This is a genomic window from Prevotella multiformis (genome assembly GCF_018127985.1).
GTDB classification, from domain to species: Bacteria; Bacteroidota; Bacteroidia; order Bacteroidales; family Bacteroidaceae; genus Prevotella; species Prevotella multiformis.
This window is the reverse complement of the sequence record NZ_CP072357.1, coordinates 1471960-1494341: the sequence shown is the minus strand read 5'-3', so window position 1 is coordinate 1494341 and position 22382 is coordinate 1471960. Positions and strand designations below refer to the sequence as shown.

18 protein-coding genes and 1 tRNA gene are annotated in these 22382 nt (G+C 56.2%); 10 read left to right on the top strand and 9 right to left on the bottom strand.

The annotated features are described in order from the left end of the window. Nucleotides 1-280: 280 nt before the first annotated feature. Nucleotides 281-2275: a helix-hairpin-helix domain-containing protein gene (locus J4864_RS05875; RefSeq protein WP_211814064.1), complete on the bottom strand. Its 1995-nt coding sequence runs from the start codon at nt 2273-2275 to the stop codon at nt 281-283. A 223-nt stretch (nt 2276-2498) separates the two neighbouring features. On the opposite strand from J4864_RS05875, the gene J4864_RS05870 reads away from it, so the two are divergent. The 3 genes from J4864_RS05870 to J4864_RS05860 all read left to right on the top strand — a co-directional run bounded on the left by J4864_RS05870 (nt 2499) and on the right by J4864_RS05860 (nt 5609). Further along, the gene (locus J4864_RS05870; protein WP_211814063.1) at nt 2499-3941 is read left to right on the top strand and encodes a C69 family dipeptidase; all 1443 of its coding nucleotides are present in this window, start codon (nt 2499-2501) and stop codon (nt 3939-3941) included. A gap of 283 nt (nt 3942-4224) precedes the next feature. Continuing rightward, a tRNA-Arg gene (locus J4864_RS05865) sits at nt 4225-4296 on the top strand. A gap of 509 nt (nt 4297-4805) precedes the next feature. Further along, the gene (locus J4864_RS05860; RefSeq protein ID WP_211814062.1) at nt 4806-5609 is read left to right on the top strand and encodes an ADP-ribosylglycohydrolase family protein; all 804 of its coding nucleotides are present in this window, start codon (nt 4806-4808) and stop codon (nt 5607-5609) included. 92 nt (nt 5610-5701) lie between these two features. Here the strand turns inward: J4864_RS05860 and J4864_RS05855 are convergent, their stop codons facing one another. Continuing rightward, nucleotides 5702-6724 (bottom strand): patatin-like phospholipase family protein, encoded by a 1023-nt coding sequence (locus J4864_RS05855; RefSeq protein ID WP_211814061.1) that lies wholly within the window; start codon nt 6722-6724, stop codon nt 5702-5704. A gap of 228 nt (nt 6725-6952) precedes the next feature. Between J4864_RS05855 and J4864_RS05850 the strand changes: the two genes are divergently transcribed. Next, on the top strand, nt 6953-8659 hold the full coding sequence (locus J4864_RS05850; RefSeq protein WP_211814060.1) for a pseudouridine synthase: 1707 nt from the start codon (nt 6953-6955) through the stop codon (nt 8657-8659). A gap of 310 nt (nt 8660-8969) precedes the next feature. Here the strand turns inward: J4864_RS05850 and J4864_RS05845 are convergent, their stop codons facing one another. Both J4864_RS05845 and greA read right to left on the bottom strand, forming a co-directional pair. Next, the gene (locus J4864_RS05845) at nt 8970-9368 is read right to left on the bottom strand and encodes an HIT family protein (protein WP_040554950.1); all 399 of its coding nucleotides are present in this window, start codon (nt 9366-9368) and stop codon (nt 8970-8972) included. Between the two features lie 177 nt (nt 9369-9545). Beyond that, nucleotides 9546-10016 (bottom strand): transcription elongation factor GreA, encoded by a 471-nt coding sequence (gene greA, locus J4864_RS05840; protein ID WP_040554644.1) that lies wholly within the window; start codon nt 10014-10016, stop codon nt 9546-9548. Nucleotides 10017-10475: 459 nt separating this feature from the next. On the opposite strand from greA, the gene J4864_RS05835 reads away from it, so the two are divergent. Then, nucleotides 10476-11546, top strand: a complete 1071-nt coding sequence (locus J4864_RS05835) for an NAD(P)-dependent alcohol dehydrogenase (protein WP_040554642.1) — start codon at nt 10476-10478, stop codon at nt 11544-11546. Nucleotides 11547-11910: 364 nt separating this feature from the next. On the opposite strand, the gene pdxT is transcribed toward J4864_RS05835, so the two are convergent. The 3 genes from pdxT to J4864_RS05820 form a co-directional block, all read right to left on the bottom strand. Next, nucleotides 11911-12498 (bottom strand): pyridoxal 5'-phosphate synthase glutaminase subunit PdxT, encoded by a 588-nt coding sequence (gene pdxT / locus J4864_RS05830; protein WP_211814059.1) that lies wholly within the window; start codon nt 12496-12498, stop codon nt 11911-11913. Then, entirely contained in the window at nt 12495-13367 is an 873-nt protein-coding gene (gene pdxS / locus J4864_RS05825) for a pyridoxal 5'-phosphate synthase lyase subunit PdxS (protein ID WP_036856525.1), read from the bottom strand. Before pdxS ends, pdxT begins: the two co-directional genes overlap by 4 nt. A gap of 158 nt (nt 13368-13525) precedes the next feature. Then, nucleotides 13526-14566 carry a hydroxymethylpyrimidine/phosphomethylpyrimidine kinase gene (locus tag J4864_RS05820; RefSeq protein WP_211814058.1) on the bottom strand — a complete coding sequence of 347 codons (1041 nt, stop codon included), beginning with the start codon at nt 14564-14566 and terminating at the stop codon, nt 13526-13528. A 314-nt stretch (nt 14567-14880) separates the two neighbouring features. On the opposite strand from J4864_RS05820, the gene J4864_RS05815 reads away from it, so the two are divergent. From J4864_RS05815 to J4864_RS05795, 5 genes are all read left to right on the top strand, one after another. Further along, nucleotides 14881-17346: a TonB-dependent receptor gene (locus tag J4864_RS05815; protein ID WP_211814057.1), complete on the top strand. Its 2466-nt coding sequence runs from the start codon at nt 14881-14883 to the stop codon at nt 17344-17346. Nucleotides 17347-17685: 339 nt separating this feature from the next. Next, complete coding sequence (locus J4864_RS05810; RefSeq protein WP_211814056.1) at nt 17686-18672, top strand: SPFH domain-containing protein; 987 nt, start codon at nt 17686-17688, stop codon at nt 18670-18672. Continuing rightward, nucleotides 18669-19007 carry a transporter gene (locus tag J4864_RS05805; protein ID WP_211814055.1) on the top strand — a complete coding sequence of 113 codons (339 nt, stop codon included), beginning with the start codon at nt 18669-18671 and terminating at the stop codon, nt 19005-19007. The genes J4864_RS05810 and J4864_RS05805 overlap by 4 nt, the downstream gene beginning before the upstream one ends. Before the next feature lie 17 nt (nt 19008-19024). Beyond that, nucleotides 19025-20398 carry a TFIIB-type zinc ribbon-containing protein gene (locus J4864_RS05800; protein WP_211814054.1) on the top strand — a complete coding sequence of 458 codons (1374 nt, stop codon included), beginning with the start codon at nt 19025-19027 and terminating at the stop codon, nt 20396-20398. Between the two features lie 16 nt (nt 20399-20414). Continuing rightward, nucleotides 20415-21248, top strand: coding sequence for a toxin-antitoxin system YwqK family antitoxin (locus tag J4864_RS05795; RefSeq protein WP_211814053.1), 834 nt, complete (start codon nt 20415-20417; stop codon nt 21246-21248). A gap of 30 nt (nt 21249-21278) precedes the next feature. On the opposite strand, the gene J4864_RS05790 is transcribed toward J4864_RS05795, so the two are convergent. Together J4864_RS05790 and J4864_RS05785 are read right to left on the bottom strand one after the other, a co-directional pair. Next, the gene (locus tag J4864_RS05790) at nt 21279-21854 is read right to left on the bottom strand and encodes a hypothetical protein (protein WP_211814052.1); all 576 of its coding nucleotides are present in this window, start codon (nt 21852-21854) and stop codon (nt 21279-21281) included. Nucleotides 21855-21912: 58 nt separating this feature from the next. After that, nucleotides 21913-22362 (bottom strand): SRPBCC family protein, encoded by a 450-nt coding sequence (locus tag J4864_RS05785; RefSeq protein ID WP_211814051.1) that lies wholly within the window; start codon nt 22360-22362, stop codon nt 21913-21915. Nucleotides 22363-22382: the final 20 nt, after the last annotated feature.

Below are 22382 nucleotides of genomic sequence, written 5' to 3'. Positions count from 1 at the left end.
ACTGCCATATTCGTGAATTTTGCTTCAAGAATTTTCATGATTGCCGTCCGGCAGACATTTTCCGTATAAGCCGGTCATCGGCATCCTGCCCGACAAGACAGCGACCGGGACGGTTCTGCATTCCCACCTTCTGCCGGTGTGCCGGTGCCTGACACCAGTCGTGCAGCCGGTTGACACCGGCCGTGACGGGCGTCCGCACGTTTGCTATCTGCCGCCAGGACGGGAGCAGTCGGCACCTCCGGGACAGCCGGCAACGGCTTAGCAGGACGGCTGTACGGCGTCAGAACTTCCAGCGAAGCTGGACATCAAGATCGCTCATCGTGGACGAACTGATCTGCTGAAGTCCGGAAGCTATCGTGTCCCGGTCGAAATAGCGGGTCGTGGCACTGCGAAGGATCAGCATCAGGCGGCGGGAGAGGTCGGCCCTGGCGAACAGTCCGCAGCGCACGCCCCTGCCGTAGAAAGCGGGAAAGCTGAAAGCATACAGCGGACCGCACTCATAGACATAGATCCGGGAGGAGAAGTCGGCGGTGTGGAAATAACCTGCCGTGGCGGTGAGGCTGAGCCATGCGGCGGGCTGCCACGTCCCCGTCTCCGTGAACATATAGCCCGTGCTCCGCCGGAGATAACGGCTTGCAGCAAAATCTATCTGGCTTCTGAAGTTCCACGAGGCGGCGGCATACGACAGGGAGAGCCGCCCGCGCTGTGTCAGCTCGCGTACGAGCGCCGTCCTGCCGGCATTGTCCTTCTCACGGATCCATACCCGATAACGTACCCGCAGCGACCACCGCTTATATATATAGGCGAGCACCGCCAGATTGTCCCATGCCTTGCTGGCCGTATGGGCACCGGGGCGGGGATGGGAGAAGTAGGCGAGATCCGTGTATCCCATGAGCGACAGGCCGCGCGCGACTTTCCATTCGGCTCCCACGAGGAGGCCGCTCTCATTCTGCACGGATGCGTTGTCGCCGGAACTCCGGGCGAAGAGCGCCGTGTAGCGATAGCCATAATAACGCTGGGCGGCAAGCAGTGACAGGCAGGAGACCGGCTGGAACGAAAGACGGTTCGCCGTGGCAAGGTTTCCTCTGCTGTCCGTCGCCGTCTCGCCGCCCATAGACCAGCGGTGGTGCAGGTAACTGTAATCCACGCTGACATTCCAGAAGTCATTGCCCGACGGAGCGTAACGGCGGTAATACAAAGACGTACTGGGAGTCAGTTCCCTGCTGAAGCGGGAGAATACCCCTGTCAGCCCCATGCGCAAAGCCCCGCACGTCCATCCCAGATGCGTTCCGGCAGCCAGCTGCGCGGCGGCATCCTTGTGGCTCATCTCACGCTCGGTGCGATGGTATCCGTTCTTGGGCAGCGTCCTGACCGTCCCGCTGTCAGAGAGCACGGCATCGACGGTGCGGTAAGAGAGAAAGGCGGTTAGGTCCGTATGCCGGGCCACCTCCACCGTGGCGGCCGCTCCCTGCAGATAGCCGTCTGCCGACCGTGAGGAATGGGCGCGGATTCCTGCGGGCTGCCTGCCAAGCGTGGTGAGCAGTCCTGTCTTGCCGAGGCCGAAGGTGTTGTTGATGACGAGCCCCTGACCGAAACTTATCCTGTACCGTCCCGCCGCCAGGGTCTTCAGCCGCCCCATTTTCCGTATCAGGACATAGAAGCTGTAATGGTCGTAGCCTAAGTTGTTGCCATGTGCGAAGAAAGGCTCTCCGGCATCCTGCGCACCCACCAGCCCGGCCTGGACGTAATCGCCGGCCCGGAACGAATAACGGAACGAATGGGCATACGGATAGCCGAGGTAGCCGTTGCGGTCGCCTTCCCGCCTGTAGAACGGAATGCGGGAGGTGAACAGCAGCGTGTGCTTCGCATGGGTCAGAATGTTTTTCAAGGATGGGAAGGTCCCCTGTTCCACAGCAGGGGCGATACATACGAAATAGGGAAGAAGCTGCCGTCGGACAGCGTCCAGGGACTCGATCAGGGCGAGTTCGCCCAGTGTCCGCATGCCGTGGTACCGGTAGACGTAGGCCTGGAGTTCCTCGATCTGTTCCGCCGTCAGGAAAGGGATGCGCTCCAGATCCTCCCGGGAAGCCGTGTTGAGCGGAACAGGATGTGCCGCAAGAGCCGACAGGATTTCAAAGTTCTCTTCCCGCACAGCCTGGGATTCCTCACCGGCGGCATAGAGTTCGTCATACAGTTCTTCCCAGTCACAGGACTGCTGTGCGGCCGCTGTGAGACAGGCAAGTCCAAGGAGGAGGGTCAGTAGCAGGTTCTTCATTCGTCAATGTCTCAAAGTATTATGGCAGCAAATATAGTCTTTGTTTCCCGAAAAAGCAAGCGGAATGTCAGGAAAAACACGTTTCCTCCGCATCACACCGGGAGGCTTCCGGCGTCTCGAAACGTGCATTTATACTTTTTTGACTTTAATTCTTCGTATGCTTTCGCAAATAATTGCTATTTTTGTCCATTGGCATTAACAACAGAACAAAGACTTTAAGCTTATGAAAAAGACCGACGTGCAGCAGACGCACAACCTCCCGTCAGAGTGTACAACCATCATCATCGGGCAGAACCAGACCGCCGACGGATCCATGATCGTGTCGCGCTCGGAAGACTGGGATGCAATGGTAGCCAAGAATTATGAGATCTTCGAGGATACGGAGCACGGACTCAACGAGTTCGTCGCACTGGACAGCCCTTTCCGCTGCGAGCTTCCGGAGAAGGCCCTGGGCTATACGGCTCTCTCCCCGCACCACCTACACCGCCACTGGGGCAGTGCCGGCTTCAACACGGCAGGCGTGGGCATGAGCGCTACGGAAAGCATCTTCAGCAGTGACGAGGCGCTGAAATATGATCCGCTGGTAGAGAACGGCGTGGCGGAGAATGCCGTCTTCAACATCACCCTGCCCTATATCCGCAGTGCACGCGAAGGGGTAGAACGGCTGGGAATGCTCATCGAAAAGCACGGCATCGCCGAAGGCTTCGGCATCGGATTCGTAGACAACAAGGAGATATGGTACCTCGAGACGGCGTGCGGCCATCGCTGGCTGGCATGCCGTATGCCGAAGGACCAGTACTTCGTCACCGGCAACCAGAGCCGGTTCCGCACCTATCATCCCAATGACAAGGAGAACTACCTTGCCTCCGCCGACCTGATAGAGTTTGCGGAGAAGCACGGTCTCTACGACCCGGCACAGGGTGACTTCGATTTCCACAAGGCCTATGCGCGCGACGTGGAACTCGACACCACCTACAACTACCCGCGTGTATGGGGACTGCAGCGGTTCTTCTCTCCGGACATCAAGAACGACGTCACGAAGAACACTTTCCCGGTCTTCGCCAAGGCCGCACACAAGATCACACTGACCGAACTGCGCACGGCATTCCGTTTCCACTACGACAATACGGAGCACGATCCCTACCTCCACGGCAATCCGAAAGAGCCGTACCGCCCAGTCTCCATCTTCCGTACCACACAGACCCACCTCCTGCAGGTCCGTCCGGAGCTGCCGCAGGCCATCGGATGCGTCAATTACGTCGCAATGGGCATGGCCGACCTCGGCGTGTTCCTTCCGCTCTACCAGGGGGTCACGTCTTATCCGGAGGCTTACGGAAAAGGGACTGACGTGTCGAGTGCCGACTCTGCTTACTGGAAGTTCCGTAAGGTGATGGCACTGGGCATGACCAACTACAACAAATATGCACCCGTCATCAAGGAGGCCTATTCGAAGTTCGAGGCGGAAACAGACCAGCGGCAGCGGGAAATGGAAGAAGAGTATCTGCGCATCTGCAAGACACAGCCGCTGCACGCCCAAGACCTGCTGCAGGCTTTCTCGGACAAGATCCTCAACAGCGCACTCGACCTCGCCGACCGCCTGCAAGAGCAGCTCTTCACGCTGATGACGCAGGATATCCAGCAGGAATATCTCTTCCACGGAGCATAGGCCAATGCGCTGTCCGACGACTATGAAGCAGAGGGATGGGGATGCCGGATACGCCAGTGACAGCAGACAACAGGTGCTGACGGGCTATGGGGCACACCCCTCTTTCTGTTTATTTGCCGTGGGGCTGTATGGTTTCTCAGGGGTGAAATCTGCATTTTCGGGGGTGTAATGCCCGGAAGAAAAGCAAAAAACTGCCGTTTCGCAAGCGATTATAAACTTTTTTTCCTACCTTTGCAGCCGAAGAAGCACCTCTCCTCTATATGTCTATGGAGGCGTGCAAAAGGCTCTGATAGTTCAATGGATAGAACGGAGGTTTCCTAAACCTTTGATCCGGGTTCGATTCCCGGTCGGAGTACAAGCGTACGATCCGCTCCCCCTACTCTTCCCCAAAGGAGGATTTTCCGGAAGGCAATACGGGAAGCCGGCAGACGGATTCAGCGAATTGTCTTTGACTAATTCCTGCTTTTCGGGCAGGCAGTTCCTCCTTTCCTGCAGAAAGGGCAGGACAGCTGGTACGGCCGGAAGAGAACACAGAAGAACCGCACAAAAGCAAGAATACGCAGAGAGCTGACGGACCTGCACAGTTCCGGTCTGCCTGAAAGGGACTTTCCGGAACAGTCCGCCGGAGGCATCCGGCTTTTGAAGGAACACGAAAACGACTTACTAACCATTGTCCGGGCACATTCCGATACCCGGTGCGACCGCAACAGGTTTCCTACAGATCAGAACAACATCATCAGGCCGTTACTGCCTGACCGAAACTTTATATAATCCCCTCATCCCCACACATCACGCCTGTTCTTTCTACTTTAAAAAGAAAGAAGAGGACGGGAAGCGGGTCGGGATGAGGCCAAGGACACATTTATGATTGGCGCCATTATAGGAGACATCGTGGGCTCACGCTTCGAATTCGGAGCTGCTCCACAGGAGGGGTTCGAGCTTTTCACCCCCGACTGTTCGTACACGGACGACACCATCTGCACCGTCGCCATTGCCGATGCGGTGCTGAACGGACGCGACTACCAGGAAAGTCTGCTCGACTGGTGCCGCCGTTATCCGGATCCCATGGGGGCTTACGGCAGCCGTTTCGAACAGTGGATCCATTCGGAGCATCCGCAACCCATGAACTCGTTTGGCAATGGTTCTGCCATGCGTGTCAGTCCTATCGGCTGGCTGTTCGACGAGTGGGAGGACGTAATAGAGGAAGCGAAGAAGAGTGCCGCCGTAAGCCACAACCACCCGGAAGGCATAAAGGGGGCGCAGTGCATTGCAGAGACCATCTGCTGGCTGCGGCTGATGCGCTTCTCAAAACCTGACGTGGAGAAGAAAGTGCGCAAGTTCTTCGGCTACGAGCTGCCGCCGATGCGGGACATCTTGAAGATCGGTTCCGAGGGACATTTCGACGGAACGTGCCAGGAGACGGTACCGATGGCATTGCGCTGTTTCATGGATGCCAACAGTTTTGAGGAGACCATCCGCCTTGCTGTGCTGTGCGACGGCGATACGGATACGAAGGCGTGCATTGCAGGTGCCGTAGCCGAGGCGTACTACCAGGTGCCGGAATGGATGATAAACAAGGCTGTCGACTACCTCCCGGAGGACATGCTCGGCATCCTCGGACAGTTCTACGAACGCATCAAAGACAGCTGCGGAGCGCAGAGAAAATAGCCTTGCGGACTTCGCCGGACGGAAACGAGGCAGAGGGAATGCGGCAGCGTCCCGACCTGTCACGGACATGGCCGTCGTCTCTTCTATTCCCTTTACTCCTGATCCGGTTCCCTGTTGACGGCGGTCTGTCTACGAGGGATCTTCATGAAGGTCTCCAGCTGTTTCCGATACATCGCCCCGGTCTTCTCGCCTATCCGGAGCATGGCCTCGATCGCCTTCGGCCTGAAGTCCTGGATTCCGTAACCGCTCAGGACAGGATTGATATACAGGTCTGCCTGCGTCCGGTTGACATTGTATTTCCTGATGTCAGGACGCACCGCCAGCCAGTCGGCCACACCGCCCAGCCCTTTCAGGAAAGCCAAAGGCGACCGGTAGTTGTCGTGTTTGTGCTGCTGGAGATCAATGGCGATGACGAGATCGGCTCCCATCTTCCGCACGACATCCACCGGAAGGTTGTTGGACATTCCGCCATCGACAAGCATCAGGGTGTCTATCTGCACAGGCTTGAAAGCTCCGGGAACAGCCATACTGGCCCGCATATTCCGTGCCAGCGGACCTTTTTCGAGCACGATTTCACGCCGGCTCCGGATGTCGAAGGCGACACATGAGAAGGGGATCGCCTTTCGGACGGTTCCGCACCGCACCGGAGAATGGGCGACGAGAGAATCGAGAAAGGTGTAGATATGGTCGCCCCGCAGCATCCCGAATCCTTTCATGCGTCCCATCCTGTCCTTTCTCCGCACAGGGAAGCCGAACAGATAACAGACGCCTTCCACCTCCTTGAACACTTTTCCCATGAGGGTCGTGTCCCTGTCGGTCATGAGCGACAACCAGTTCTGCGAACGGAAAAGCCTCTCGAGGTCTGCGGCACGATACCCCTGGGCATACAGTCCGCCGATAATCGCACCGATGCTCGTTCCTGCCACATAGTCGATGGGAACATGGGCACGCTCTATCTCCTTCAATACTCCTATGGCCGCTGCCCCCTTGGCACCGCCTCCGCCAAAGACAAGTCCCACCCTGGGGCGCGCCTTCCCGCCTTTCCTCTGCTGCTGTGCCGGTGCGGACAACGTACAGTGCAGCAGAATCAGAAACACAAGCAACATCTTCTTCATGACGGCAAAAGTACTGTTTTCTCCCGAGAGAAAAGCAGTACTTTTTCGTTTTTATTCCTGTTTCTTTGTCCTTTGAGGGAGAAGCCGGGCGCACGTGACGACCCGTCCGCCGGAATGAACGGGACGGACAGGGGCAGGAGACAGATTGCAGGACCGGAAGGGGAAAGACCGGAAAAATAGCACCGCCTGCCGCTTGCCCGCCCGCCGCTTTTTCCTTACCTTTGCGCCATGAAGTTCCATCCCATTCCCTCTGTACAGCCGTTGCCCGTCCGGTTCAACAGCCCTTTCGACGACCATCCGGATTCCCTCTGCCGCGCCGCCGCAGAAGATCTGCAGAGCCGTCTGCCCGCGAATCCCGCCGAAGGGAAGATGTATGGCGTGCTGGTTGTAGAACGGAACGGACAGACAGGATACCTGCAGGCTTATTCCGGACAGATGGACGGCCAGGAGGAAGACTTTGTCCCAGCCGTCTTCGACTACCTGCAGCCCCACGGCTACTTCAAGATGCACGAAGAGGAGATAACCCGGCTGAACCACCTGATCGCACGGATGGAATCCTCTGCCGCCTACCGGCAGGCGAAGGAAAATCTGCTGAAAATCCGCCAGGAGGCTGAAAAGGCGATCGACGAGGCACGGCGCACCATGCAGGGGGCGAAGTACCTGCGCGACAAACGGCGCAGGGAGGCCTTCCTGTCGGAGGAAGAACGCAGGGAGATGACACGCCAGAGCCAGTTCCTGAAGGCCGAGCTGCATCGCAGAAAGGTAAGGTATGCCGCCCTGACGGCTGAGGCACAGGCGGCCCTCTCCGGTTATGAGGAACAGCTGACAGCATGGAAACGGGAGCGGAAACTGAAGTCGGACCGGCTGCAGCGCTGGCTTTTCTCCCAGTTCTCTCTGCTCAATGCACGGGGAGAAAGCAAGAGCCTGCCTGCCATCTTCCACGATTACTACCTGCTGCACAGCCCAGCACGCATCCGGGCGGCGGGAGGGCCGGCGGCCTCCCCCGTCCGGCGGCTCTCTGCCGAAAGCCTCGCCCCATCGCTGCTTCCGCCTTCCGGTGCCGGGGAATGCTGTGAGCCGAAGCTGCTGCAATATGCCTTCCGGAAAGGGTACACACCCGTCAGCATGGCTGCATTCTGGTGGGGGCCGTCGCCGAAGACGGAAGTCCGGCAGCACGGCAACTATTACCCGGCCTGCAACGGGAAATGCAGGCCGATCCTGACATGGATGCTGAAAGGGCTGGACGTAGCCCTTGACGACAAGACGGAGGCGACAGGGGCTGCAGGCTTGGAAATCCTGTATGAGGACGACAGCCTGGCGGTCGTCGCCAAGCCCCCGGGACTGCTGTCCGTCCCCGGAAAAGGGCGACAGCCCTCTGTCTACAGTCTCCTGAAAGAACGGTGGCAGCGATCCGGCGCACCTTACATGGTACACCGGCTGGACATGGCGACGAGCGGTCTGCTTGTCGTCGCACGCACCGCAGAGGCACACAAGGCTCTGCAGGCGCAGTTCGCAGCACGCACGGTGCTGAAACGGTACGTCGCCTTGCTGCCCGGCAGCTTTCCCGAGCAGCGTTTCCCGGCAGAAGGGCGCATCGAGCTCCCCCTCTCCCCCTGCCCCGACGACCGTCCCCGCCAGCGTGTAGACCTTGAAAACGGAAAGCCCGCCATCACCGAATACCGTGTGGCGGGCAGGACAAAATACGGCAAGGAAGGAAGGGAAGCGGTGAAGATAATCCTCCATCCGCTGACAGGACGCACCCACCAGCTGCGCATACACTGCGCGCATCCCGACGGACTGGGTACACCGATCATCGGAGACAGCCTCTACGGACAGCGTGCCGGGCGGCTCTGGCTGCATGCGGAGCACCTTGCCTTCACGCATCCGGTGACGCAGCAGCGGATGATTTTCGACCGTCCGCTGGAACTGCCCTGAGCCTCGGCAGTCGCAGGAATTCCCCTTGATGGGATGTCAGCACTTGCATGGGAATGTCATTCCCGACGCTTGGGAATACGATTCCCGACGGCCGGGAACAGGATTCCCAACCGGTCGGGAACCCGACTCCCGGCCGTCGGGTACAGGATGCCGGCAGGCAGCAACGTTCCGGAAGGTGTCGCTTCGCAGCTTTCCCGGTCTCTGACAGGATGCTCCGGACGCATCCCGCAAGCCCCCGCCTGCAAAAATGACAGGCGGGGATGTACGCATGGTACATCCCCGTCCTGACAGCCATTGTGCGAAACAAGGCTTATCCCTGCTCCTGGAAAGCCTTGAAGATCTTGGCAGCAATCTCTTTCTGCTCCTCTGCACTGACCTCCACATGGTGCTTGAAGTCGACATCTGCCTCGCTGTTCATCGGCAGCAGATGGATATGGGCATGGTTGACTTCCAGTCCCAGTACGACCTGCGCCACCTTCCTGCACGGAAAGACGGCCTTGATGGCACGCGCCACCCTCTTGGCAAAAAGCTCGAAGGCGGCAAGGTCCTTGTCGTCCATGTCGAAGATATAATCGACCTCCCTGCGGGGGACGACCAGAGTATGCCCCTTCGTTACAGGGTCAATGTCGAGAAAAGCATAGAACTGGTCGTTCTCTGCACACTTGTAGCTGGGAATCTCTCCCGCTGCGATCTTGCTGAATATTGTCATACGGACCTCCTTGTTTTTAAGTTGATAGGCAAGTTGTTCTGAAGTATAGTCCATCGGGGTGCCGCAAAGCCGTTCTTCTCTCGGAACCAGCCCGTCCGGAAGGCAGAGAGCCGCCGAAGGTGACCTGGGAATCCCGGCCGGAGAAGACCGTGGGCGCCTTGGCCGGACACCGACCGCTTACCCCTCGATGGTAATATTGTCAATACGCAGTCTGATGGTGCCGCGAGGAATCTTGATGTCAACCTCGTCGCCGACCTTCTTGTTCAGCAGCCCCTGTGCGACAGGAGTCTTGATGGAAATCTTGTTCTGCTTCAGGTTCGCCTCCGTCTCGCTGACGATGGTGTACTTCATCTTCGCATGGGTCTTGACATTGGTCATCTCGACGGTAGACATGATCTGTACGGCATCGGTGCTCAACCGTGACACATCGACGATCTTTGCCTGTGCCACGGTCATCTTCATCTCGGCGATGCGTGCCTCAAGATGCCGCTGCGCCTCCTTGGCGGCATCATACTCCGAGTTTTCACTCAGGTCACCTTTGTCCGCCGCCTCGGCGATGGCAGCTGATGCCTTCGGGCGTTCAACCGACTCTAAATACTGCAAATCGGCTACGAGCTTGTCGTAACCTTCCTGTGACATATAAGCCATATACTTATCCGTTAAAGTTAATCGTTTTTCAATAGACATAAAAAAGACAGAATTCCAACATCGTACTCTCTGAATGCCGGAATCCCATTTCCTTAAATGCCTTAACCTCTTTATTTTCTGCAAAGGTAGCCCTAATAAATGAAACGGCAAAGTTTTAGAGGTTAAAAATACTTTCCGTGCAGGAAATGGCGGGGAGGCCGGGAGAAATACGGGAAAGTGCAGACCGGCAGGTGCGGGCAGGAGGCTGGAAAACGGGAGACGGCGGAGGCGCAGCAGGTGTTGCAAGGGAAAGATCCGCACCTTGCGAAAGGTTGCGAAAGGTTCTGTCCTGACGTTCGATTTTCCCGGAAAATTGCTTGCATTTTTGAAAATAACTGTTTATATTTGCGATATGCAACAATGATCCTGAGCAAGCGCTCGACAGAACCTGGTATAAACATTTTTAACGGGAGAAACATTATGAAAGCATTTGCAATGTTAGGAATCGGAAAGGCAGGATGGATTGAGAAAGCTCGTCCGACCTGCGGGCCAATGGATGCCATCGTCAGACCATTGGCAGTCGCCCCCTGTACATCAGACGTACACACGGTATGGGAAGGAGCCATCGGCGACCGGAAGGACATGATCCTCGGACACGAGGCGACAGGCGAAGTGGTGGAAGTCGGTTCGCTGGTGAAAGACTTCAAGCCGGGAGACAGGGTTCTCGTACCGGCCATCACGCCCGACTGGAACTCGCTGGAGGCCCAGGCAGGGTACTCCATGCACTCGAACGGCATGCTGGCCGGCTGGAAGTTCTCGAACTTCAAAGACGGCGTCTTCGCGGAATACTTCCATGTCAACGATGCTGACGGAAACCTGGCACTGATACCGGAAGGCATGGATCCGGTGGATGCAGTCATGCTGTCCGACATGGTGCCTACGGGATTCCATGGGGTTGAACTGGCCGACGTGAAGTTCGGCGACGAAGTACTTGTCATCGGCATCGGTCCGGTCGGACTGATGGCTGTCGCCGGTGCGGCACTTGCCGGCGCTTCCTACGTCTATGCGGTCGGGAGCAGGAAGGTGTGTGCCGATGCGGCACGGGCCTACGGTGCATCGGAAATCATCGACTATCACAACGGACCGATTGCGGAGCAGGTGATGAAGCTCACCAACGGACAGGGCGTCGACCGTGTCGTCATTGCCGGTGGTACGGTCGACACGTTCGCCGAGGCGGTGGCGGTGCTCAAGCCGGGCGGAATCATCGGCAACGTGAATTACCTGGGTTCAGGAGACACGGTCAACATCCCGCGCATAGCATGGGGAGTCGGCATGGGACACAAGACCATCAAAGGCGGACTGATGCCCGGTGGACGGCTCCGTATGGAAATGCTCGCCAAGATGGTGACATCGGGACGGCTCGACCTTTCGCCTCTCGTGACACACCGCTTCAAAGGATTTGACCACATGGAAGAGGCACTCATGCTTATGAAAGACAAGCCGCGCGACCTCATCAAACCGGTAGTCATAATCGATCCCGATTTGTATTGAATTATCATTTTATCATGTATTTTACTTGATTTATATCAATAAACACAGTATTTTGAGAAAATCATTTGCAAAAACTTGCAGATATGGATTATATGCCTTATCTTTGCAATGTGTTTTTCATAGTATTAGATTTAAGGTTAACAAAGGTTGGACTACAGCGGTAGTCCTTTTTTATGCCCTGAAAGCTGATGCTATGGGAGACGGAAGCCAGCGACAGACGTGAGAAGCAATCATAGGCGAGGATAGGCGATGACAAGTAACCATAGGTCCTATCACCGCTTATCCCCGACTATCCCCGACTATGAGCGCTTACCACCACCTATCATCGCCTACGCTCGTCCACCATCGCCTGCCACAGGCCATTCTACCGGTTCTTTATCATCTTCAGGAAATACTCATGCACATGCGTGTCGGCATCCAGTTCGGGATGAAACGCCGTAACGAGCTGATTCCCCTGGCGGGCAGCCACAATGCGGTTGTCGACAGATGCGAGGACTTCCACATTCCCGGCGGTCTTCATGATATAAGGCGCACGGATGAAGGTCATGGGGACATTACACTTGGCACCCTTGAAGAACGCCTCTGTATGGAAACTGCCCAGCTGCCGGCCGTACGCATTGCGCGCAGCCGTCATGGCCATTGTGCCCAGCCGGGGCGGTACGGGAGCCGACGGACTGTTTCCCTCCACATCATGAGCAAGGAGAATAAGCCCGGCACAAGTGCCGAAAACCGGCAGACCACTCTCGACAGCCTCACGGACAGGATCGAGCAGACCGAGGTCGCGGAGCAGCTTACCCTGGGTGGTGCTCTCACCACCCGGGATAATCAGTCCGTCTTTCTTTTGCTGCCAGTCTTGCAACTGGCGCACCTCAAAGCAGTCGACACCTAATTCCCGGAGCATCTTCTCATGCTCCAGGAATGCGCCCTGCAAGGCGAGTACAGCAATTCTCATTGTCCACGTTCAGCCATGAGCACCTCGATTTCATGCTCGTTGATACCTACCATCGCTTCCCCTAAGTCTTCTGATAGTTTAGCCAACTCCTTAGGGTCATTGTAGTTCGTTACAGCCTTCACGATGGCGGCAGCACGCTTAGCAGGGTCGCCGCTCTTGAAGATACCCGAACCGACGAAGACACCTTCCGCACCCAGCTGCATCATCAATGCCGCATCAGCAGGGGTCGCCACACCGCCGGCAGCGAAGTTCACAACAGGCAGTTTGCCGTTCTCGTGTACATACTTCACCAGGTCATAGGGAGCCTGCAGCTGCTTGGCAGCCTCGAAGAGTTCATCCTCCCGCTTGCCGACAAGCTCCCGGATCTGACTCTGCATCAGTCGCATATGGCTGACAGCCTGCACCACGTCACCCGTGCCGGGCTCACCCTTCGTACGGATCATCGTAGCCCCCTCGGCGATACGGCGCAATGCCTCGCTCAGGTTGCGGGCACCGCAGACGAACGGCACTTCAAACTGTGTCTTGTCGATGTGATAGATGTTGTCGGCCGGTGAGAGCACCTCGCTCTCGTCGATGTAGTCAATCTCGATAGCCTGCAGGATCTGTGCTTCTGCGATATGTCCGATACGGCATTTTGCCATGACAGGGATGGTCACAGCTTCCTGAATGCCCTTGATCATCTTGGGGTCGCTCATGCGCGACACGCCGCCGGCTGCACGGATGTCGGCCGGGATACGCTCCAGTGCCATGACGGCACATGCGCCGGCAGCCTCGGCAATGCGTGCCTGCTCCGGAGTCGTTACGTCCATGATTACGCCGCCCTTCAGCATCTGGGCGAGATTGCGGTTTAGTTCTTGTCGATTTGTCATTTTGGTTCTTTATTATTATGTGATTATAAATGATCGCAGGTGGGGATGGGAGTGATAGGAATCGTAAGCGGGGATAGGCGATGATAAGCGACGATAGGCAGGGATAAGGGTGATAGGCAGGGATAAGGGTGATAGGCGGTAATGGACAGCTGCCAATCTCAGTCCCTATCGGTAATCACTCCCCTCTCCATTCGGAGAGGGGCTGGGGGTGAGGCCTTTGAGGGTGAGGCCTTTGAGGAACCATTGGAGGCTTTTCTCCAGCCACTCGGTGCCATTCCGGTCTGTTTGCGGAAGAACTTGGAGAACTGTGCCTGTGATGCAAAGCCATGCTCATAGGCGATTTCCTGGATGGTCTTCTGCGTCGTCCGGAGCTGGCAGGCAAGGGCTTCCGTGAGTGTGTGATCGATGATGCTCTTCGGCGACTTGCCTGAGATGCGATGCGCCACCTGCGAGAGATAACGCGGCGAGACATTCAGGCAGTCGGCATAGAAAGCCACATCCCGGTTGGTGCGGTAATGCTTCTGCACCGCCTCAAGGAACTCATTGTAAAGCTGGCTGCTCCGTCCGCTAAGGTCACTCTTCCTTGCCACGAGTGTCCTGACATACTTCCGCGCATGCTCTATGGCCTGTCCCATCGGCTCGTTCTGGCTGAGATAGACCGCCAGCGCCGACGAGAAACTGTTGATAAGACCATGCTGCATGGGGTCGTCAAGTACCAGCGAACGGACTCTTCCGTTTCCCTGTCCTTTCAAGGAAGTGCAGTCGAAGAGTCTTTCCGCCTCTCCTTCCCGAAGAATGACCATCGAACACAGGGGCAGCAGCCGCTGCCGGATCTGTCTGACAACGTCATCCGTCATGAGACGGTCGCCATTGCTTGCCGTGACAATAGGGTCGTATATTATATGGTGGGGACGATACTTCAGCAGTGCGTCTACCACGACCGCCAGCGTCTCCGTAGTCCTGATCATGCCCACCTTCACCGTATCGGGCTGCACGTCGTTGATGATCGCCTCGATCTGCCCTTTGACAATATCTGCCGGAAGATCATGGAAAGCCTGGATGCCCAGTGTGTTCTGCACCGTGATGGAGGTGACCGCCGACACGGCATACCCTCCCAGTGCCGCTATCGTTCTGATGTCAGCCTGCACACCGGATCCGCCTGTACTGTCCGAACCTGTTATGGTGAGAATTGTCTTCAACAGCTTAAGATTATCGTTTCCAATATCACTAACCCCGACAGGATGCCGCAAAAGACATCCCCGCTCCCGATCAGCCGGGAAGCATGATGCAAAGTAAAAGGATTTTATTGAATCCTGCAAGTCTTGTTCCTAAATTGACAAGAAAAACTAAAGTTCTGACGTATTCCTGCTGCTGACAGATGGGAGTTATCCCAAGAATCAGGCAGAATGATGAGGGGAAACCAGCAGGCGCATCACTCGAATACCTAATAGTAGGTATTGTCGTATTCCATGAAAGACACTACTTTTGCAAAAATTTACAAGCTAATGCTAAAATGAAAAGATTGTTAGTATTTTTCGTTGCCATCGTGTGCGCTGTCGCATCCATGGCACAGAACACCGATGCGATGCTGTTCGGTGACGTGAAAGCAAAGGAGGGTGGACAGCACCTTGCCCACGCAGTGATCCAGGTCAAGGGTACCAACCTGAAGACACAGTGTGATGCCACCGGCCACTACAAAATGGCGAACCTCCCTGTCGGGAAGCAGACCGTTGTCGCTACCCTTACAGGCTATCAGCCGCAGGAGATAGAAGTGATGATGACCGCAGGCAAAGGTACAGGAGCCTACTTCGAACTGGAGAAGGATCCGCTGGAACTGAGCCAGGTCGTCGTAACAGGTACCCGTACCAGCCACTTCGTCAAGGATGTGCCCATCCGCACAGAGGTCCTCACCTCACAGGCACTCACCAAGAAGAACGCTCAGAACCTCTACGAAGCACTCGAGGGCGTACCGGGCATCCGCGTGGAACAGCAGTGCCAGTTCTGCAACTTCTCCGAAGTCCGCATGCAGGGGCTGGGTGCAGAGCACACGCAGGTCCTCATCGACGGCGAACCGGTCTATTCCGGTCTTGCAGGCGTATATGGACTGCAGCAGTTCGGCACCAATGACATCGACCGGCTCGAAGTCGTGAAAGGTGCCGGGTCGGCTCTCTATGGCAGCAGCGCCGTAGCCGGTGCCATCAACATCATTTCCAAGGAGCCTACCTACGAACCCACCGTCAGCGGCGATATCCAGTTCGGCAACTACGGCTTCAAGAGCTACAAGGGCTCCGGATCCATGCGTTACAACAACATCGGACTGAGCGTCTTCGCCCAGCGTACGCAGATGGATGCCGTGGACGAGACGCAGAACGGACTTACCCGCAGCGAGGTGAAACACAAGGACGGAGTGTCCGACCGTGTCAACGAGACGATGAACAACCTTGGCTTCAGCCTCTATTTCTATCATCCTTTTGCCAAGAACGACAAGCTCGTACTGCGCGGGAAGGCGATTGACGAGCACCGTTTCGGCGGTGTCATGACCAATGACCAGTACCTCAATCCCTATACCGACCAGACCGAGGACATCCGCACGAACCGCCTCTCAGCCGACCTGGCGTACACCCTGCCCGTCGGTGCACACTCCGAGCTGAACCTTGCCGCCGCTTATGTCTACCACAAACGGCAGGCCACCAACGACACTTTCCTGCACGACTACATGGACTCCCACAAAGACCCAGCCCATCCTGACGAGGACGGAGCGACACCGCCGGTAGAGCTCATGCGTCCTTACCTCGCAAAGGAGAACACCGTCACCCCATCCCTCACCTTCACCTCCATCCTCGGCAGCCATACCCTGCTGGCCGGCGTGCAGGGGTACTTTACCCGGCTGCGCGAGACAGGACTCTATGTCATCTCTGCCGAGGACGAGAAGACAAGCCCCTACTACGGCGTGCCTTATACCTCCATCGGCAAGAAACACGCCAACGAGGTAGGCTTCTTCGTGCAGGACGAATGGAACATCACACCGAAGCTGACCGTCGTACCGGGCATCCGCGTCGACTCCCACAGTTCCGGCGAGGAATATTCCACCAGCGTGAAGGTGTCAGACAGCGCTTTCCCCTCTACCAAGTTCAGCAAGACCTCCGTCAATCCGCGCATCGCCGTCAAGTACGAACTGACCCCATCGCTGATTCTCCGTGCCAATGTCGGTACCGGTTTCCGCGCCCCCTACGGCTTCTCGGAGGACCTTCACCTCTGCAGCGGCTCGCCGCGCGTATGGAAATCGTCCAGCCTCAAGGGCGAACGTGCCGTCAGCTATAACGTTTCGGCCGATTACTACGCCCGGAAATACCAGTTCAGCGTAAACCTCTTCCGCACCAACCTGAAGGACAAGATACAGTTCTCGCCGGCTGATGACGAGGTGAAGAAGTTCGGCTATTCCTATCAGTGGGAGAATGTCGACGACGCCTACGTGCAGGGGGTTGAGCTGGGTGCGAAAGCCAACCTTTTCCGCAACTTCACGGCCGGACTCAACTGGACCTTCAACCAGGGCAAGTTCAAGCACGAGCGCGCCGAATGGTCCGATCCAGACGACGAGACCGTAAAGCAGTTCCCGCAGCGGCTTCAGTATGCCAAGGACAGCCGTCACATCTCCCGCTTCCCATCCATGACCGGCGACCTCGATCTCGACTATACGCCCGGCACATGGACATTCTCAGTCACAGGTTCTCTCCAGGGCAGGATGTACATCGACTACAACTCCGAGGATGACGGCGCCACCTCGAAGATCAAGAAGACCAGCCCGTTCATGCTCTTCAACTGCCGTGCTTCAAAGCGGTTCGGTATGTGTACCGTCTACGCAGGTGCGAAGAACATCTTCAGCTACATCCAGGACGAGAAGCACACCGATGATGCAGCATTCATGTATGCTCCGGTCTACGGTGCGACCTGGTACGTAGGACTCAGCGTCAAGCTATAGGAAACTCTCTGAAACATTACAGTCATATCCAGACAGCCGTATTGCCTTCACGGGCAATGCGGCTTTTTTCATGCCGTCCCAGGGACAGTCGGCAACCCTTCAGGCTGACTGCCGTCCGGCAAACGGTTTCCGTCCGAAATCGTCAGAACTGAAAAGGACGCATATTCCCGGCCATCGGGAATCGCATTCCCGACCGGTCGGGAAGAAACCGATTTTCACGTTTTTTCTTGCTGCTGTCCGTACAAATGACTATATTTGCGGTATAAAAACAGGGCAGTCCGCAATTCCACGCACGAAGAAGACAAGAGACGGTTTCTGCCCGGAAACGACAAGAAGACTATGGGATTAAGAAAACTCTTCAAACGACAGCTCCGTTCCGTCATTGAATGGAAGGAGCAGAACGCCGACCTGCTTTTCCATCAGCTGGAAACGACGACGGATGAGATAAAGAACGCAAGCAAACTCATTGTCGCACCCGGACAGGGCTGCATCATCGTGTATGACGGCAAGGTGATGGCCACGCTGGACGAGCCGGATGTCTACGAGATGGAGACCGCCAACCACCCTTTCATCACGACCCTGCTGAACATTGCACAGCGGGCGGAAAGCGAACACAAGATGCGCTTCTACTTCTTCCGCACCGCCGAGATGGTGAACATCCTATGGGGAACGCCGTCGCCCGTGAAATACATAGAGCCCGACTACAGGCTGCCGGTCTCCCTGGGCGCCTGCGGAAACTTCTCCGTGGTCATCTCCAATGCCGAACAGATGTTCGTCACGCTGCTCGGACCGCGCAGCGATTACAGCGCATCGGACGTGCAGGAACTGGTCTCCTCACGCATCGTCGCACCGCTGTCCGCCTTCCTTGCAGCACAGGCCTATCCCTACCGCGAGGTTGACACACACCTCATGGAGATGTCAGACGACCTGAGGCACAGGACCGCCGAGGAGCTGATCCGGCTGGGACTGGAGCTGACCGACTTCCGTGTCAATTCCGTCACCTTCGACGACGACACGATGGAACGCATCGGACGCATCGCCGATATGACGACGGAGAAGAGAGCCGCCGCTGAAGTGGACCTCGACTACATGGGGATGCAGAAGCTGGAGGCGCTGCGCGATGCCGCCCGCAACGAAGGCGGACTGGCCGGAGCAGGACTGCAGCTGGGTGCCGGCGTGCAGCTGGCACAGGACCTCTTCAAGACGCAGGGCGCAGGCGGCGATGCCGCGGGACGGCTCCGCAAACTGAAGAAACTGCTGGACGAACAGCTCATCACAGAAGAAGAATATGAACAGAAGAAGAACGAAATACTTTCCAAGCTATGATAAAGGTCATCGTCCCTGCGGCGGCCGTACTCGCCGTAAACATCACGGCAGGACTCCTCCTGTCTGCCTATCCGCTGACGAACATGCTGTTCACCAGCCTTGCCATCGCTGTCAATACGCTCCTGGTCGCCCTGCTCTTCTGCTTCCGTGCGGAAAGTACTCACCGGATGAGCCTGGGAATGATTTTCCTCGGTGCGGGCATCATTGAATATGCAAGCGGACTGCTGGCCCCCACGCGGTGGACGGACAACTGGTGGGTCATCCTGTTTGCCGTACTGACAGCCATACAGGCTGTGCTGGTTTATCTGACACTGCATTACACAAAGAATTCATAACCTTGTAAAGAAAGCCGATGGCAACAAAGATAAAGCCGGTGAAATGTCCGAACTGCGGCAGCGGGAAGCACATACAGCTCGACGAAAAACGCTACCGGTGCAGGAACTGCGGAACAGAGTTCTATCTGGACGATGACGACATCAACATCAATGTCAACCACCACTTCGACTACGATACCCGCAGACCCAAATATACGGCGGCAGACTCCTTCTCTGACAACGCCACCTACAGATGGTTTCTCGCAGGCATTCTCATCGTGGGACTTTTCCTCTTCCTGCTGAATACATGCGACAATGCAGCCGGCTCCCTGCTCTCCGGCGATAAGGATTCCGTAGAGGTACACGACAATTACACTGCACTTGTCCCGATGCTCCACAAGGGCAGGCCCTGCTTCTTCTATCTCTGCGAACGACGCTTCGATTACGGGTACAATCAGAAGAAAAGGAAGCCCGACGGACTTTACTACGGTTTCCGTGATGCCGGTACAGGCGAGGTACTGGCAGACAAGCTCTTCCTCTCGAAAGATGACGATGAGAAACGGGAGAGCGGCTTCAATCTGTATGCGGCGAGTATAGCTTATTTCCATCAGGCAGGACGATGGTATTTGGTTGTGCCCAAACGCTTCATCTATGCGATTGACCCGGACACGATGAGTATGACGAATGTTTCGAAGACGATCTTCTCCGGGAAGAAAGCCATGGAGACAGGAATGTCATGGGTGGAACTGCTCGACCGCTCCAGCGGCGAGGGGTTCAAGGTGACCAACAACCTTGCCGAGACGTATTACTTCTTCCCTGCGACAGGACGGCTCTATACGGAGGAGGCTTTCGCATACGCCTCCAAGCTGCCTCCGGGGGAGCTGGACGGTGAAGTGCGCGACAGCGTTTGCTACCGTCTCGAGAAAGTGAATGCCAGCTCCTCCACCTTTTCTGGGGGAAAGTACCGGATCTGGCGCATACAGTACAAGTTCCATCTTGGCGACCCGCAGGATGCTGACTTCCTGAGGACGGACGTGAGCAGATACAACTATGACGAGGGGAAACGGCTTGTCGGATTCCAGCACGTATCCGACTGGTTCTCAGCCTTCGACGCACAGATCGTCTATCAGGACAACCGCTATATCCTGATAGCCTATCATCCGAACATTGACGACGATGCCACGACGGTCTTCCAGCTCCGGGACACCAGAGGACGGATCGTCTGGACACAGGCTCCTGAAATCCGCATTGAGGTGAACGGAGCCATACGCGGTGACAAGCAGATATGGCTCAGAGGAACAAGAAGATACAGCAGCAAGCCGGACGAAGACTACTGCTACAGTCTCGACCTGCGCAAGGGAACATGGGCATGCCATTATCGGTTCCCGACAGAATATAAAACAGCTGAATAAGGAAGTATCAGACGGATTGGAAAAAGAACAAAGGGAAACCTGCCGTGCCGGGACCGACGGCAAGCAGGTGTTGACAGAAAGACAGACTTCAAACGCCAGGATGATGACAAGGAACAACCTGCTGCTTTTCCTGCTGCTTTTCCTGCCGCTCGCAGGGACAGCACAGATAAAGGAATACATCGAGACCTATTCGGACGGGCGGATATGGTCCAGACAGTACTGGAATGAACTGACCGATACCAAGGAGGGACACTGGACCTATTATGACCAGGACGGGAAACTCCAGTTAGAAGAGAATTACAAAAACGGAGAACTGGACGGTAAGAAGATCTATTACAGCTATGGAAAGATAGAAGAAACCGCCGAATATAAACAGGGACTGAAAGACGGCATCTATGCAAGGTACAACAACCAGCCGGCTCCCGATGAAAAGCATGTCCTCGTCTTCACGGTCACTTACCGTAACAACCGGGAACACGGTATGGGATATGTCTACGATGAAGACGGAAAACTGAGAGAACGGCAGAGATACGACAACGGTGTCATGGTTGCCGACACCTTTGTAACGGACAGAGGCCTCGTCTGTATCAGCTGGAAAGAAAATGCAGACGGCTCCTACACGCGCATGAAGCACTTCTGCCCATACAAGACCAGGACAGCTGTAAGGGCATCTGTCCCCAGACCGCCACGTGCGGGGACGGCAAGACCGAGAAGGAACGTCGCTGTCAACAATCCACCCAAGACCAGACATAAAGCCGTTCCCGGCCGGCCGCACGAGCCGCAGCCGTCAGCACCACAGCGCAAACCGAAGCTGAAGGTGAACAAGGACGGTACGATAGAACTGGAATAAGCCTGCTGCGGACGTCAGCAGACTGTTCCTTCAGCGGACACCCAGAACGCCATAAGGACCCGTGGTACTGGCATGATAGCGTGTCAGCTTCCTGCCGCCCTCTCCTGCCACGATGTTCCCGCCGGTATTGAGGCTGTACCTACGCCCGCAGCGGCTGCAGACGGCAAGACCGTTGCTGCTGATTTTCAGTTCGCAGGAACGCTGGGGAAGCACATGCTGCTCGTAACAGTTGGGACACTGCAGGTCGTAAGCATAGAAGGGAGCGGGACTGTCCAGATTGCCATAGCCCACGACAAGTCCGTTGTTCTTTCCCACGTGTTTCCAGCTTTCAAGCCGCTGGTCGATGCCGTCGAACCATACCGGACTGCCTGATTTCAGCCCCTGGTTGTTCTCGAAAGAAAAACTGTGCCGGCCGTTGACATACGCATACCGTATGATGCAGAACACGCCCGGCGACATCAGATTCATCGCCGATGCGAGAACGGGATCCTGGTGCGTATCATTATGGAAAGTGAAAAAGACATGGCTGTCTTCGTACTCCTTGTCACCGCAGGAGAACAACAGCAGGACAAGCAGCACGATGATGGATGGAAAGACTTTCTTCATAACACCGGATTACGAATGGCTGACAAGATTATGAACGGTTGACAAGCCCACCGGGCAATTACTCAAACGGAATCATGGCCAGTGCATCGGCTATCTTCTCGATGCCTTCCTGCAACGGCTTCGACACCATGCCCTTCGCAAAGAAAGGTATATCGGCATCGATCGTGAGTTTCATCTTCGAAGAAGTTTCGGTGACAGGCAGAATCTGTATCCAGAAGTTGAACGACAACGGGGAGTTGTCGCTCTCGAACTTTATCGTCTTCGGCTCGTCACGCTCGATGATGCGCATGGAAATCTGACCGACAGGGGCGACGCTGACCGACAGCGAGTCATGGTCAAAGGAGAGACTCTGCAGTTTGTCCTTCACCTTGTCCATGTCGGCATTGCCCGTAGAGCCTTCCGGGAAACGGTCCTTCAGCCGCTGCACGTTGTTCAAATCGTTCAGCATCCTGTACACGCTCTGCTGCGAATGGGGTATCTGCTTTATGCTGCTTTCAAACTTTGTCATTTCTGTATTATTGTTGGTGA

Excerpts from the sequence above, each read along its gene's own strand:
- J4864_RS05855 (WP_211814061.1), bottom strand. The coding sequence starts at position 6,724 with ATGAAGAAGATGTTGCTTGTGTTTCTGATTCTGCTGCACTGTACGTTG.
- J4864_RS05860 (WP_211814062.1), top strand. The coding sequence starts at position 4,806 with ATGATTGGCGCCATTATAGGAGACATCGTGGGCTCACGCTTCGAATTC.
- J4864_RS05790 (WP_211814052.1), bottom strand. The coding sequence starts at position 21,854 with ATGAAGAAAGTCTTTCCATCCATCATCGTGCTGCTTGTCCTGCTGTTG.
- J4864_RS05805 (WP_211814055.1), top strand. The coding sequence starts at position 18,669 with ATGATAAAGGTCATCGTCCCTGCGGCGGCCGTACTCGCCGTAAACATC.
- pdxS (WP_036856525.1), bottom strand. The coding sequence starts at position 13,367 with ATGACAAATCGACAAGAACTAAACCGCAATCTCGCCCAGATGCTGAAG.
- pdxT (WP_211814059.1), bottom strand. The coding sequence starts at position 12,498 with ATGAGAATTGCTGTACTCGCCTTGCAGGGCGCATTCCTGGAGCATGAG.
- J4864_RS05785 (WP_211814051.1), bottom strand. The coding sequence starts at position 22,362 with ATGACAAAGTTTGAAAGCAGCATAAAGCAGATACCCCATTCGCAGCAG.
- J4864_RS05875 (WP_211814064.1), bottom strand. The coding sequence starts at position 2,275 with ATGAAGAACCTGCTACTGACCCTCCTCCTTGGACTTGCCTGTCTCACA.
- J4864_RS05835 (WP_040554642.1), top strand. The coding sequence starts at position 10,476 with ATGAAAGCATTTGCAATGTTAGGAATCGGAAAGGCAGGATGGATTGAG.
- greA (WP_040554644.1), bottom strand. The coding sequence starts at position 10,016 with ATGGCTTATATGTCACAGGAAGGTTACGACAAGCTCGTAGCCGATTTG.
- J4864_RS05810 (WP_211814056.1), top strand. The coding sequence starts at position 17,686 with ATGGGATTAAGAAAACTCTTCAAACGACAGCTCCGTTCCGTCATTGAA.
- J4864_RS05845 (WP_040554950.1), bottom strand. The coding sequence starts at position 9,368 with ATGACAATATTCAGCAAGATCGCAGCGGGAGAGATTCCCAGCTACAAG.
- J4864_RS05800 (WP_211814054.1), top strand. The coding sequence starts at position 19,025 with ATGGCAACAAAGATAAAGCCGGTGAAATGTCCGAACTGCGGCAGCGGG.
- J4864_RS05850 (WP_211814060.1), top strand. The coding sequence starts at position 6,953 with ATGAAGTTCCATCCCATTCCCTCTGTACAGCCGTTGCCCGTCCGGTTC.
- J4864_RS05815 (WP_211814057.1), top strand. The coding sequence starts at position 14,881 with ATGAAAAGATTGTTAGTATTTTTCGTTGCCATCGTGTGCGCTGTCGCA.
- J4864_RS05870 (WP_211814063.1), top strand. The coding sequence starts at position 2,499 with ATGAAAAAGACCGACGTGCAGCAGACGCACAACCTCCCGTCAGAGTGT.